Source organism: Niallia circulans (genome assembly GCF_007273535.1).
Taxonomy (GTDB): domain Bacteria; phylum Bacillota; class Bacilli; order Bacillales; family Cytobacillaceae; genus Niallia; species Niallia circulans_B.
Genome location: NZ_RIBP01000004.1, coordinates 1,283,061 through 1,297,241, shown reverse-complemented (window position 1 = coordinate 1,297,241; position 14,181 = coordinate 1,283,061). Strand labels below are relative to the sequence as shown.

The 14,181-nt window shown below is 39.4% G+C and carries 14 protein-coding genes; 3 read left to right on the top strand and 11 right to left on the bottom strand.

What is annotated here, in order from left to right; genetic code table 11:
• Positions 1-254 precede the first annotated feature (254 nt).
• Together CEQ21_RS14425 and spoIIID are read right to left on the bottom strand one after the other, a co-directional pair.
• Complete coding sequence (locus CEQ21_RS14425; protein WP_185765118.1) at positions 255-1,256, bottom strand: rod shape-determining protein; 1,002 nt, start codon at positions 1,254-1,256, stop codon at positions 255-257.
• Positions 1,257-1,897: 641 nt separating this feature from the next.
• Entirely contained in the window at positions 1,898-2,170 is a 273-nt protein-coding gene (gene spoIIID / locus CEQ21_RS14420) for a sporulation transcriptional regulator SpoIIID (RefSeq protein WP_016204804.1), read from the bottom strand.
• A 404-nt stretch (positions 2,171-2,574) separates the two neighbouring features.
• Between spoIIID and CEQ21_RS14415 the strand changes: the two genes are divergently transcribed.
• From CEQ21_RS14415 to CEQ21_RS14405, 3 genes are read left to right on the top strand one after another with little or no spacing between them, the layout of a single operon-like run.
• Positions 2,575-3,057 carry a hypothetical protein gene (locus CEQ21_RS14415; protein ID WP_185765117.1) on the top strand — a complete coding sequence of 161 codons (483 nt, stop codon included), beginning with the start codon at positions 2,575-2,577 and terminating at the stop codon, positions 3,055-3,057.
• A 12-nt stretch (positions 3,058-3,069) separates the two neighbouring features.
• Positions 3,070-3,993 (top strand): FAD:protein FMN transferase, encoded by a 924-nt coding sequence (locus tag CEQ21_RS14410; RefSeq protein WP_185765116.1) that lies wholly within the window; start codon positions 3,070-3,072, stop codon positions 3,991-3,993.
• Positions 3,986-4,570 carry a ferric reductase-like transmembrane domain-containing protein gene (locus CEQ21_RS14405; protein WP_185765115.1) on the top strand — a complete coding sequence of 195 codons (585 nt, stop codon included), beginning with the start codon at positions 3,986-3,988 and terminating at the stop codon, positions 4,568-4,570. Before CEQ21_RS14410 ends, CEQ21_RS14405 begins: the two co-directional genes overlap by 8 nt.
• A gap of 119 nt (positions 4,571-4,689) precedes the next feature.
• On the opposite strand, the gene CEQ21_RS14400 is transcribed toward CEQ21_RS14405, so the two are convergent.
• The 9 genes from CEQ21_RS14400 to atpA all read right to left on the bottom strand — a co-directional run bounded on the left by CEQ21_RS14400 (position 4,690) and on the right by atpA (position 14,171).
• Entirely contained in the window at positions 4,690-5,601 is a 912-nt protein-coding gene (locus tag CEQ21_RS14400) for a M23 family metallopeptidase (protein WP_185765114.1), read from the bottom strand.
• Positions 5,602-5,814: 213 nt separating this feature from the next.
• Positions 5,815-6,831 (bottom strand): stage II sporulation protein D, encoded by a 1,017-nt coding sequence (spoIID, locus tag CEQ21_RS14395; RefSeq protein ID WP_185765113.1) that lies wholly within the window; start codon positions 6,829-6,831, stop codon positions 5,815-5,817.
• A 296-nt stretch (positions 6,832-7,127) separates the two neighbouring features.
• Complete coding sequence (gene murA, locus CEQ21_RS14390; RefSeq protein ID WP_185765112.1) at positions 7,128-8,435, bottom strand: UDP-N-acetylglucosamine 1-carboxyvinyltransferase; 1,308 nt, start codon at positions 8,433-8,435, stop codon at positions 7,128-7,130.
• 33 nt (positions 8,436-8,468) lie between these two features.
• Positions 8,469-9,224, bottom strand: a complete 756-nt coding sequence (locus CEQ21_RS14385; protein WP_185765111.1) for a YwmB family TATA-box binding protein — start codon at positions 9,222-9,224, stop codon at positions 8,469-8,471.
• A 208-nt stretch (positions 9,225-9,432) separates the two neighbouring features.
• The gene (locus CEQ21_RS14380; RefSeq protein ID WP_185765110.1) at positions 9,433-9,669 is read right to left on the bottom strand and encodes a DUF1146 family protein; all 237 of its coding nucleotides are present in this window, start codon (positions 9,667-9,669) and stop codon (positions 9,433-9,435) included.
• 190 nt (positions 9,670-9,859) lie between these two features.
• Positions 9,860-10,267: a F0F1 ATP synthase subunit epsilon gene (locus tag CEQ21_RS14375; protein WP_185765109.1), complete on the bottom strand. Its 408-nt coding sequence runs from the start codon at positions 10,265-10,267 to the stop codon at positions 9,860-9,862.
• A gap of 21 nt (positions 10,268-10,288) precedes the next feature.
• Complete coding sequence (gene atpD, locus CEQ21_RS14370; protein WP_185765108.1) at positions 10,289-11,707, bottom strand: F0F1 ATP synthase subunit beta; 1,419 nt, start codon at positions 11,705-11,707, stop codon at positions 10,289-10,291.
• A gap of 59 nt (positions 11,708-11,766) precedes the next feature.
• Positions 11,767-12,627: an ATP synthase F1 subunit gamma gene (gene atpG / locus CEQ21_RS14365; RefSeq protein ID WP_185765107.1), complete on the bottom strand. Its 861-nt coding sequence runs from the start codon at positions 12,625-12,627 to the stop codon at positions 11,767-11,769.
• A 35-nt stretch (positions 12,628-12,662) separates the two neighbouring features.
• A complete protein-coding gene (atpA, locus tag CEQ21_RS14360; RefSeq protein WP_185765106.1) occupies positions 12,663-14,171 on the bottom strand; it encodes a F0F1 ATP synthase subunit alpha in 1,509 nt (502 codons plus the stop codon).
• Between the last annotated feature and the right edge of the window lie 10 nt (positions 14,172-14,181).

Here is a 14,181-nt window from a genome sequence, read left to right as displayed (position 1 = left end):
TATCCCCATTTCTTTCATATCTTTGTGCGCTTTTTTAGTAAGACTATATATATTATAAAATAAGTTCCTAATATCTTTGTATTAATTTGTTGAATAACGTCATATCTTGCATATAAACTTCATCCTTTATTATATCGGAAGTTATTTGCAAATATCTAATGGAATTTAATGCAAAATGTAAAATTTAATAAAAAAAGTCGGCTTCCAAAATGGACAGCCGACTTTTTTATTATCTATACCAGTAGAAAAGCAGCTTATCCTAGCTTTCTTTTTGGCAAACGGTCAATATTATCAAGCATGATGCCTGTTCCAATCGCAACACAATCCATTGGATTTTCTGCAACTAAAACAGGAACCTTCAATTCTTCAGCAAGCAGCATGTCAATTCCATGAAGAAGAGCGCCGCCTCCTGTCAAAATAACGCCTCTGTCAATAATATCAGCTGAAAGCTCAGGAGGAGTTCTTTCAAGAACACTCTTAGCAGCTTGTACAATAACTGTTACAGACTCTCTTAATGCTTGTTCAATTTCCTCTGAATGAACCGTAATCGTTCTTGGAAGACCAGAAACCATGTCACGTCCGCGGATTTCCATTTCTTCTTTACGTGCACCAGGGAAAACAGTTCCAATATTAATCTTGATGTTTTCAGCTGTTCTTTCGCCAATTAACAGCTTATACTCTCTTTTAACATACTGCAGGATTTCACTGTCGAACTTATCCCCTGCCATCTTAATGCTGGAAGAAGTTACGATATCACCCATTGAAAGAACTGCTACATCTGTTGTTCCTCCACCGATATCTACTACCATATTACCGCTTGGCTGGAAGATATCCATTCCCGCTCCGATAGCAGCAACCTTTGGTTCTTCTTCTAAGTAAATCTTTTTACCGCCGCTTTTTTCCGCCGCTTCTTTAATTGCTTTTTGCTCAACACTTGTAATGTTTGTTGGACAGCAAATAAGAATACGAGGCTTTGACAAAAATCCTTTAACATTCAGCTTATTAATAAAATGCTTAAGCATGGACTCTGTTACGTCGAAATCTGCAATAACCCCATCCTTTAACGGGCGGATCGCTACAATATTACCTGGCGTACGACCAACCATGCGGCGCGCTTCTTCTCCGACTGCAAGCACTCTGCCTGAGTTTTTATCTAAAGCGACAACAGATGGCTCGTTTAAAACAATACCCTTCCCTTTAACATGAATCAATACATTTGCTGTTCCTAAGTCAATACCAATATCTCTAGCGAACATTTTTTACACTTCCTCCTTATAGCTATTATTCAGTTTTTTCAATTTGTTGTTTTTATAAACAGACCTTTACATGAAAAGTTAATATTCTCCCATTATTTTAAACGCAAAAAAGCGAACCGAGTTTCATTAAAATTATGTAAGCATTCAATAAGCGGATTATTTTAACCATTCTGGAGCAATACTATGACAGAAAGAAGAACAGTTGTTCGATATAAAATACAACTGCTACAAACTTCCTAAATTTCGTTTATGATAAGCGTATGTCTAACACTTCACAAGCCTTCTAACCTTATTAAAACAAGATTTGTATTAGCCCTACTCTAATTTTCTATTCTATCATACCGTTGACGAAAGAAGTAACTTTTTGTCAAAAATATGCGTATTTTTTCTTATTTTTATATGTAATTTTTTCATATTTGTTCGTTTAAACGATTAGCCTTTTTTTTTATTAGCTATCTGTTATATAACTGCACAGGAAACAAATCTGTGTTAGATACCTATAAGTATGTACATATAAAAAAGACTTAGCCTGCTAAGTCCGGAAATTACAATATTTATTTCTTCTACCGATGGAGGTTGGTTATTGTCCTCCATCGATAGCTAAAGTTTGCTTGCCTTTTGATGTCTGTTTATTTTCTGTCTTATTGTACTGTTTCCCCTTCCAACTCTTCCTTCTTGTACTTCATTTTTGTTGCTTCCCCACCGCGAAGATGTCTGATTGATTTATGATAATCAAGAATTTCCTTTACTTCGTTTGCCAAATCCGGGTTTATTTCAGGAAGCCTTTCTGTTAAATCCTTATGGACTGTACTTTTGGATACGCCAAACTCCTTCGCAATAACGCGAACTGTTTTCCTCGTCTCCACGATATACTTTCCAATCTTGATAGTTCTCTCTTTGATGTAATCGTGCACACCACTCGCCCTCCCTAAATTGGATGTGAGAAGTGTGAAATGAGACTCGCTCTTCGCTTCATCGAAATTCTTCATCCCGCACGTTTCCTTTCATGGATAACTCTCTAACTCTCATGCGGCAGACAGCTTAACGCTTTCTGATCTTATCGTGATTAAACATGTCCTCGACTACATATCCATTTATCTATAACGATCCCTCACTCCAAACTTCAACTTTGTAAGGTTTGTAACAGTTTATTAGCTTGGGTCAAAGTTTATGCAGAAAATTTTGAATAGGAACAAGGTTTACTTCTTTTTTCTCTTACTTACCTAAAAAATCTATTTACCGCTTAAGAAATAATTAAGGAAACTTTCGTACAATCCTTATAAGCAAATAATGACAAAAGAAACGAGGGAAATTGCATATGGCACCTAAAAAATCAAAGTGGATCATAGGTCTATCCAGCGTTGCAGCTTTTACAGGATTTATTGGTTTTTTAAACGGAACAAATTCAACTGGAGCAAGCCAGCAAACAGCATATAATAATCAACCAAATACAAATGGGCAACAAAGCGAGACACCAAGCAGCCAAAACCCATTTGCACAGGAGGATGGCAGCAGCGGCAGCTATACAACACCTGATGGCGGATCTGGCAGCAGTGACTCATCATCCGGGAACAATTACTCTTCCGGGAATAGCAATTCCTCTGGAAGCAGCGACTCTTGGGCAGGAGATTATCAAGGAGACAGTGACAGTTCCTCTGATTCAACGCTAGGTGGCAGCACTGAGGATGCCACAGTTCCTGACAGTGGGACAAATAATTTCAGCGGCGGTTCAGGCTTCCAGGCGCCTCCATCTAACGGTAGTACAGCAGATAGCGGAGACCTACGCAGTCATTCATCTTAAGGGGATAATTATATGCAGCAAACAGCCTTCACATGCATGAATACAACGATTCGCACATTCGATGTGCCAGCAGAATCTGTAAGAAAAATCACTCACTTGTTTAAGAAATCGGAGAGGACATTATCCCGTTTCGATCAGGCAAGTGAACTGTCTCAATTAAACAATACAAAAAATGTCCCTTTTCTATGCAGTTCTATTCTATTTGAGGCTATTAGGATAGCTGACTTCTACTATACAGTCACAAAGGGCGTCTATAATCCTTATTTAGGAAAACAGCTTATCGCTCTCGGCTATGACCGAAGCTTTGAACTGCTAGAAGCAAATCCTGATAAAAAGGCATTACCACCATTAAACGCAAATATTCGCCCTCTATCAATCGATGCCGGTATGAAGAGTATAACTCTAAAGCAGGACATCAAAATCGATTTAGGCGGCATTGCGAAAGGCTGGACAGCACAGTGCATTGCAGAGCTGCTGCAGGAGGATGGAATAAGGACAGGTGCGATATCTGCAGGAGGAGATATTTGCGCATGGGGATTAGAATATAAAAAGCGTGTCGTAAAGATTGATCATCCATATCGCACGAAAGAAACAATCGCCTCTATTGAATTACTAAGAAATGCAGGAATTGCGACAAGCTCTATCGTTAAAAGGAATTGGGTAACTGAAGGAGGGTGCAGGCATCATCATATCGTCGATCCAAGGACAGGTATGCCAAGCGCCTCTAATTTAATCCAAGTCACTGTCATAGCCCCAACACTCACAGAAGCAGAGGCAATCGCAAAGTGCCTGCTTATTCTTGGATGGGAGGAAGGATTAAAAAGATTTAATGATAATAAAAATATTGCTTTTATCGTCCTGACTGAGGATGATCGATGTCTGTCAGGAGGTAATTTACACCTATATACAAACAAAGGAGTGAAACAGTATGAATGATTTTGTTTCCAATGTTAGTGACTTATTCAGCATATGGAATGTAACAAGAGCAGCAGCGATAACTTCCTATTTACTACTGTTTATCTCTATGCTGACAGGTTTAACCTTTAAACTACCGATATTTCCAAAAAAAGCTCAAAAAATAATCTTAAATACTCACGAGGCAACTGGCTGGTTCGGCCTGCTGTTCGGTATGGTTCATGGTCTCGTTTTAGTATTCGATACAGATTACACCTCTTATACCATCTTTAATATTCTTATACCATTTACCGTTGAACATAATGTCATCTCCCTTTCATTGGGCATTTTCGCTTTTTACGGCTTCCTGCTTTTGGTGTTGTCAACAGACTTCCTGAAGAAGCTTGGAAAAAGAGTGTGGAAAGCCATTCATTTTCTTGCATTCCCAACATTTTATGCAGCTCTCTTTCACGGATTTCTTATGGGTACAGACAGTCAGACAATATGGATGCTTATCATCTATATCTTCACAGGATCATCTGTCCTCATCCTGACCATTCTCCGCATCGTCCAAGCCACTCAATTAAAAAAGAAGCAGGTTATTGCAAAGAAAGCATGATGTTCCTTCCAGACATCATGCCTTTTTCCGTTTGCTATTATTTCCCGAGAAATTTGTCTTCAAAATAATAAAAAAGAAGTCCAATTCTGTCGAAAGAATTGGACTTCTCAGCATAAGCATTATGCATTTGGATCTGCTGAAGTACTTTCATCTGCAGCGTCATCACTTGAAGAATCTGTTGATTCATCAGAAGCATCTGTATTTGTTGTATCTGTTGACTCATCACTTACTTCTTTTTTGGACTCATTTTGTGTTGCATCATCTGATACAGCATCTTCTTCTGTTGCATTTTCCTGTGTCACTTCATTTTCTTCTGTAGCTTGGCTTGCTTCAGATGTATCAGCTTTTTCTAATGAAGCTAAGGATTTATTGAAATAGTCGATAGGATTAACAGCAACATCTGCTTTGCGGATTTCAAAGTGGACGTGTACACCGCCATCTTTGTTATATAGGCTTTGTCCAGATGTAGCTAGAGATTGACCTTTTTTCACTTCGTCTCCCTCTTTAACCTGAATATCCTTCACAGATTGATAGAATGTTTTAATTCCATCTGCATGTTCAATTTCAATAGTATTACCAAGGACAGAATCTTCAGATACTTTAGTAACTGTTCCACTCAAAGAAGCTAGAACTTCAAATTCACTGTTATCTTCCATTTTTAAATCTACACCAGTATTTGGCTGGTACACATTATCATAGAACACAAGAGAGTTTACTTGCTCTTCTTTACTTTGGCTATTGTCATAAAAACCTTTTTGCGTTATTACATTATCTGGATCATTAACTGGCCATGCGAAGTTTTCCACATCATTTGTAACTGGTACTGCTGGTTCGTCATCAAGCTGTGTTGATGGATTTGATGCATCATACTTAAACTTGTCTGTCTCATTTGCACTGTTTTGATACCAAAGGACACCTGTTAGAATAATAGCTGCACTCGCGATATAAACAGCTGGAAATGCCCAACGCTTTTTAAAGAAATTCTTTACTTTTGATTTTGGAGAAGTACGTTTGTTTTCTTCCTCTCTCATTTTATCATCACCTCAGCAATCATTCTGAACAGATAATGATAAATATATACATTCTCAAAAAACTTTTTTTAAAACTTATTTTTCGACAATCTGAATTCTTTTATGCATGAAAATAAAAACTTTTTTTCAAATATTATTTTTGTTGTGTGACTGCCTCCGTAAAGCAATAGTAAGCTCCCTTGGTGTCCAAGGGAGCTTAACCATACATCATTATTACTTTTTCGCCATATAAGCCGTCAGGAGGCTCTCTGAGTTCGTCACAGCTATATCTTTATAATAGTACTTTACGATATCCTTGTAATTCTTGCCTTCTGCTGCCATCCCATTGGCACCGTACTGACTCATCCCTACACCATGTCCATAGCCCTTTGTAGTCACAATAATACTCTGACCACTTCTAGTCATTGTAAAGTCTGTTGACTTCAATCCAAGCTTATCGCGAATATCAGTCCCTGTGAGCTCTTTACCGCTTATATTAGCCTTCGCAACACGTTTGCCTGAAGTATACTCGACACTTGTCATAATGCTGGCACTGCTTCCTACAGAGACGCCAAGCTTGCTTTCAAAATCTTGAATGCTAATCTCTTCTACGCCATTGAACTTCGGTGAATTTTTATCCCAAGGGCTTTCGACGCTTTTTAAATAAGCAACCGAGTTTGCCCATACGTCATTAGAATTCTCTGTATAGCCATTGCTTGTTGAAAAAAACAAAGCATCAATCGGCTGTCCATCATATGTCAGAATCTGTCCTGTTGTAGCTTGGACGGCATCCTCAATCTTTTTCATTTTCCAATCATAATCTTTGCTTTGCCAAGTCGTTTTTAATTCCTCTTTATTTTTATATACTTGGTAGGTAATGGAGTCACCAACCACTGCTCCATCTGGCAGTCCTGATTCTGTCTCAGAAATCATTCTCCGGACGATATAGGTTCTTGCTGCCAAAGCCTGTGCCTTTAGTGCTTCAGGTTCAAAGCTTGCATTCATTTCATTTGCCACAACGCCGGCAACATAATCCTCTAAATCAACTTTTTCTATCTTTTTTTGTTGTTCCCTATAGATGGAAACCTCCACAGCTGGTCCTGTACTTTCTGCTGGAGTTTCCTCTGCAGGTGGGGCATGTGTGTCATTTCCCCGTTCTGAAATAAAAGGTAGTACTAAAATTGCTGGAAGCAATAAGGTGATGCTGAACAGAATGGCTCCTAGTGCGATAAAGGGTTTGAATTTAATCATCTGTAGCCTCCATAAGAACGATGTAGATTTGCCTTGCAAAAATGCCTTACAAAACATTCTTATGGATTTGGACAAGCATTTATGACTGTATTTATGGGGAAAAAGATAACAAAAATCACCTAAGATTTGTTCTATATCTTTATTCTTTGCATAGTATTTGAATAATATCTACTACCCTTCTCTACCTTCCCCTTCTATCTCTCGCATAACCAATACCAGTCATCTACACAAAAAACGGCATAAAAAAACAGCTATATCCATCTCAAAAGGAAATGAATAAAGCTGCTTATTACTTATTATGCATTTAAATCTGCAACATAAGTTGCACTCAAAGTTACTTGCTCTTCTTCTGTTACTCTTTCAATGTCGGCACCAATAGCTGCCAGCTTCTGATGGAAATTCACGTATCCGCGATCCAAGTGCTTCAGCTCAGTAACTCTTGTAATGCCTTCAGCAACAAGTCCTGACAATATTAATGCTGCTGCTGCACGAAGATCTGTAGCTGCTACTTCAGCACCTTGTAGGTTTGTTGGTCCATTCATAATAACAGAACGTCCTTCAATCTTAACATCGCCATTCATGCGTCTGAACTCTTCAACATGCATAAAACGGTTTTCAAATACAGTTTCCGTTATCATGCTTGTTCCTTGAGCACGAAGCAGCAATGCCATCATTTGAGACTGCATATCCGTTGGGAATCCTGGATGAGGCATTGTCTTAATATCAACTGCTTTTAAGTTTTCAGCACTAATTACACGAAGTCCGTCTTCTTCTTCTTTGAAGACTACACCCATCTCTTCCATCTTTGCAATTAAAGATGATAGATGTTCTGGCACTGCACCTTGTACAAGGACGTTTCCGCCTGTAATAGCTGCAGCAACTAAAAATGTACCTGCTTCAATTCTGTCAGGAATAATTGTGTGTTCTGCACCGTATAGCTTTTCTACACCTTCAATGTGAAGTGTACCAGTTCCTGCTCCTTTGACTTTCGCTCCCATCGCATTAAGGAAGTTAGCTAGATCAACAATTTCAGGTTCTTTTGCTACATTTTCAATGATTGTTGTACCTTCTGCTAAAGTTGCAGCCATCATGATGTTCTCTGTAGCTCCAACACTTGGGAAGTCAAGATAGATTTTTGCTCCTTGCAAACGATCTTCAACTGATGCTTCAATAAAGCCATTTCCAACCTGAACTTTAGCTCCCATTGCTTCAAAGCCTTTAAGATGCTGATCAATAGGTCTAGACCCGATTGCACAGCCTCCTGGCAAAGCTACTCTTGCATGGCCATTTCTAGCCAATAATGAACCCATTACTAAAACTGAAGCTCTCATTTTGCGCACATATTCAAATGGCGCCTCCACACTCAACTCTTTTGATGCATCTACTGTAACTTCGTTGTTGGCAAATGATACGTCAGCATTAAGAAAACGTAAAACCTCATTTATTGTATATACATCCGAAAGAGTTGGGACTGATTTAATTATGCTTTTTCCGTCACTTGCTAATAATGTAGCGGCGATTACAGGCAAAACGGCATTCTTTGCGCCTTCTACTTTAACCGTTCCATTTAACCTTTTTCCGCCGCGGACGATGATTTTATCCAAAGTGTATTCCCCTCCGCGTCCAATGTCTCTATATTAATATTCAATCGTTATGATGGGTGTGCCAACTACAAAGGTAGTTTTACCGCCCATTCCTTGTGTCCTGATTCCCAATTGCAAGTTCATTACCTTGTCATTTTCCTGAATTTTCTCATCAAAGATAGACGTCATGGCTGAAGTTGATACAAAATCAGCTTCCTCTAACGCCTCTATTTGTTTCGCTTGAAAAGCATCCAATAAATGGTTTACATAATAAGGCAGACTCTTACTCATCTTATCATTGAATTCGCCTTTTATACAAGAGAAAATTGTTGGTTTTCCTCGAAATATAGCTGAAACTTTATCTTCTATATCCTTTTCCAGCTTTTTGCTGAACTGGTCACTCAACTCCTTCCCTTTCACTTCATATATAACATATGATTGGGATGTTTGAGTTGTTAATGAAGCAGTGACAGTTAAACTCTCTTCTTTGTTGCCATCAGCTGCCAGAACAGCCTTAGCTTGCCAAGCGCTGACAGTTTTCGTTTCCGTCCATTTCGCATCTGGAAACTTTTTCTGCAAATCGGCTTTAACGGCTTTTGCATCTGATAAGCTTTTCACATTATCCATTTTTTCTCTTGCATGCAGAGACCATTCAGTAACGTTAATGTTCTGTTCCTTGTTTATTATTCCATTTATAATAAATAGGTCTAGCTGTTTTTTCGCGATAATTGGTTTATTCCCAATTGTAACTGCTGCCAAACCAACTAAGATCATTAATACAAGATAAAATGCTGTTCTTTTTTTATTCATGTCTTATTCCTCTCCCTTACTAGCATTGTTTCCTTAGTAGGGGAATGAAATACTCGCGAATAGTCGTCACTTTTTGACATGAATATTTTTCTGACTTGCGTACAAACTATTTTTTAGCAACACGCAAATTGAATTGTACTGAAAAAGTGAGCAAAAGAAAACATGTATGAAGACCTATTTCGTTGGTAATTGTTTCTTCTAATGTATCTTATTGCATAATTAATGGCAATTGTTGTGACCAAAGAAGATAATTAAGGAAGAATTCACTGACAAGCAACCCAATTATTATCGATAATAATACATATAATACTCTTGCTTGAACTACCTTGTTTGCACGGATGAACTTTTCAATGTTCAATGATTGCAACGCCCACCAAGCGAGGGCAATAAATACCACATTTGTTAAGATGCTCAACAATGCCTGTTGGCCAAAATCTTCTATCAATGCGTTACCTCCACTTCTTTAGCTTCCTTGCTAACTACTATTTGACGATTCATCATCATAAAAGGTTTCACTATTTTTCATTTTCTTTTCAATTTGATTTCTTTTTAGCCTACATTCCTTATTCATACTCTTTTAGAACGTAAAAATGCCCCCCAATTTGTATTTTAACAAAGGGAGGCATTTTTGGTTATTAATATTTCTTTTCAACAATAGATATACGATTCATTGCACGCTTAAGAGCAAGCTCCGCACGTTTGAAATCTACATGTTCATTGCTTTGAGTATGCAATCTTTGCTCTGCACGCTCCTTAGCTCGTAAAGCACGATCATAATCGATATGTTCAGCGGTTTCCGCAGATTGAGCAAGCACCGTTACTTTATCAGGCCGTACCTCTAAGATTCCGCCATTAACTGCCAAATACTCAGAAGTCTTTCCATTTTTTAAGTGTATGACACCTATTTTAAGGGGAGCAACCATAGGAACATGGCCTGCCATAATTCCCAGCTCTCCGCTTTCTGCTTTTGCAATAACCGTCTCAACGTCTGAATCATGCACCGGGCCATCAGGAGTTACTACATGGACTTTAATCGTCTTCATTTCTACCCCTCCTGATTAGGATTATACTTCCACACCCATTTTTTTAGCATTTTCGATAGCTTCTTCGATTCTTCCTACAAGGCGGAATGCATCTTCAGGAAGATGATCATATTTACCGTCAAGAATATCTTTAAAGCCTTTTACAGTTTCTTTTACAGGGACATAAGATCCTTTTTGACCTGTAAACTGCTCGGCAACGTGGAAGTTTTGTGATAAGAAGAACTGTACTCTTCTTGCACGGTGTACAACCATTTTATCTTCATCATTCAACTCATCCATACCAAGGATACTGATGATGTCTTGAAGCTCTCTATAGCGCTGTAAAGTGGACTGTACTTGACGAGCCACATTATAGTGCTCATCTCCTACGATTTCAGGAGACAAAGCGCGTGATGTTGATGCCAATGGATCTACTGCTGGGTAAATACCCATCTCTGTCAATTTACGCTCAAGGTTTGTTGTTGCATCCAAGTGAGCAAATGTTGTAGCAGGAGCTGGATCTGTATAGTCATCCGCTGGAACATAAATAGCTTGGATAGATGTTACTGATCCTACGTTTGTAGAAGTGATACGCTCTTGCAATCTACCCATCTCTGTTGCAAGTGTCGGCTGGTAACCTACTGCTGATGGCATACGGCCAAGCAATGCAGAAACCTCAGAACCTGCTTGCGTGAAACGGAAGATGTTATCGATGAAGAACAGAACGTCCTGTCCTTGCTCATCACGGAAATATTCAGCCATTGTCAAACCAGTTAATGCTACACGCATACGTGCACCAGGTGGCTCGTTCATTTGTCCGAATACCATTGCCGTTTTCTTGATAACGCCAGAATCTGTCATCTCATGATATAGGTCATTTCCTTCACGTGTACGCTCACCAACACCAGCAAATACGGAAATACCGCCATGCTCTTGTGCGATGTTGTTGATAAGTTCTTGGATAAGAACCGTTTTACCTACACCTGCTCCTCCGAATAGACCGATTTTTCCACCTTTAATGTATGGTGCAAGCAAATCTACTACTTTGATTCCAGTTTCTAATATTTCAACTTGTGTAGAAAGCTGTTCAAATTTCGGAGCTTCTCTATGAATAGAATCTCTTCTAGCATCGCTAGCGATTTCTTGATCAAGGTCAATTGTTTCTCCTAATACGTTAAATACACGTCCTAATGTAACATCACCAACAGGAACAGAAATGGACTTGCCTGTATCTGCAACCTGTGTACCTCTAGTGATACCATCAGTGGAAGACATTGCAATCGTGCGGACTGTGTTGTCACCTAAGTGAAGGGCCACTTCAAGAGTAACTTCAACGCTGTTAGAGCCTGAGTCTCCTGAATTACGGACCACTTTCAAAGCATTATTTATGTCAGGCAAATGTCCGTCGAACTTTACGTCAACAACTGGACCCATTACCTGAAGAACTTGTCCTAAGCTCATGTTTTTCCCTCCTATACTTCTCATCATAGAATTGCGTGCAGGCAATTCTATTTCTTAAACTATTCCAACGCAGCAGCGCCGCCAACTATTTCCGTAATTTCTTGCGTAATAGCAGCCTGACGAGCTCGGTTATATACTAAACTCAAATCATCAATAATATCTTTCGCATTATCAGTAGAGTTCTTCATTGCTGTCATCCTAGCAGAGTGTTCACTTGCCTTACTGTCAAGCAATGCGCCGTAAATTAAGCTTTCCGCATATTGCGGCAGCAACACATCTAGGATTTCTTCAGCTGAAGGTTCAAATTCATAGGAAGTAAGGGCAGCAGAATTATTTGCAAGCTCTGTAAGAGGCAAAATCTTCTTCTCCATAACATCCTGTTGAATTGCGCTCACATAATGACTGTAAATGATGTGTACTTCATCGAAAGTACCATCACTGAACATACCGACAGATTTATTTGTAATATCCTTAATATCGAGGAAATCAGGCTGGTCTGCAATTCCGACGATATCGAGAATGACGTTTGTACCTTGCTTAACAAGGAAATCTCTACCGACTTTACCAATTGCTATAACTGCATACTCATCTTTCGACTGATGCCTTTCCTTCACAATCTGGTTCAGTTTTCTGAGAACATTACTGTTATAAGCACCAGCTAGTCCACGGTCCGAAGTGATGATAATATAGCCTGTCTTTTTTACAGGACGGGCTACCAGCATTGGGTGGGAGCTTCCTTTGCTCCCTGCCGCTACTGAATGTGTCACTTCTTCTATCTTTTCCATATAAGGAACAAAAGACTTTGCATTTGCTTCTGCTTTGTTCATCTTGGCAGCAGAGACCATTTGCATAGCTTTTGTGATTTGGCTTGTCTTTTTCGTTGAGTTAATACGTGACTTTATATCGCGTAATGATGCCAAACGTTTTCACCACCATTCATCAGATTTTCCTTTTGTTACTCAGTTGCAGCGAACGTTTTTTTGAAGTCGTTGATCGCAAGCGTCATTTCGTCGTCAGAAGGAAGCTCTTTCGTTGACACAATATGATTAAGCAATTCTTTGCGGTTATGATCAAGCCAGTTCAAGTACTCATCTTCAAATCTTCTGATGTCATGTACTGGAATATCATCAAGGAATCCACGAGTCAATGCATAAAGAATTGCTACTTGTTTTTCTACTTTTAACGGCTTATTCAAATCTTGCTTTAGTACTTCAACAGTACGAGCACCGCGATTTAATTTATCTTGTGTTGCCTTATCAAGGTCTGATCCGAACTGTGCGAAAGACTCAAGCTCACGGAATGATGCTAAGTCAAGACGCAGTGTACCTGCAACCTTTTTCATCGCTTTAATTTGTGCAGAACCACCAACACGGGAAACGGATAGACCTGCATTGATTGCAGGACGAACACCTGAGAAGAATAAATCTGACTGCAGGAATATTTGTCCATCTGTAATAGAAATTACGTTTGTTGGAATATATGCAGATACGTCTCCTGCTTGTGTTTCAATGAAAGGCAATGCAGTAATAGAACCGCCGCCTTTTGCGTCGCTAAGCTTCGCTGCGCGCTCAAGCAAACGAGAATGCAAGTAGAATACATCCCCTGGATATGCTTCACGGCCTGGAGGACGACGAAGCAGCAAGGAAAGCTCACGGTATGCTGATGCTTGTTTAGAAAGATCATCATACACGATTAAAACGTGCTTGCCGTTATACATAAATTCTTCACCCATCGCTACACCTGCATATGGAGCAAGGTAAAGCAATGGAGCTGGTTGGGAAGCAGATGCAGTCACGACGATGGAGTATTCCAACGCACCGTGTTTGCGAAGTGTCTCAACAGCGTTACGAACAGTAGACTCCTTTTGTCCGATTGCTACATAGATACAAATCATATCTTGGTCTTTTTGGTTAAGGATTGTATCGATTGCTACAGATGTTTTACCTGTTTGGCGGTCACCGATGATAAGCTCACGCTGTCCACGTCCGATTGGAACAAGTGCATCGATTGCTTTAATCCCTGTTTGAAGCGGTTCACTAACTGATTTACGGTCCATAACACCTGGTGCCAAGAACTCAATCGGTCTTGTTTTGCTTGAATTAATCGGGCCCATTCCATCAACTGGCTGACCTAATGAGTTAACAACACGTCCGATCAATTCTTCGCCAACAGGAACCTCCATAATTCTTCCTGTACGACGAACTTCGTCGCCTTCACGAATGTCTGTGTAAGGGCCAAGGATAATAATCCCGACATTGCTTTCTTCTAAGTTTTGAGCAAGACCCATTACTCCGTTGGAAAACTCAACAAGTTCTCCTGCCATACAGTTGTCCAATCCATGAACGCGTGCAATACCATCACCAATACTGATAACCGTACCTACTTCACTCACTTGAACTTCTGATTGGTAATTTTCAATTTGCCTTTTTATAAGAGCACTGATTTCTTCCGCTTTGATGCTCATGCGTTTCACC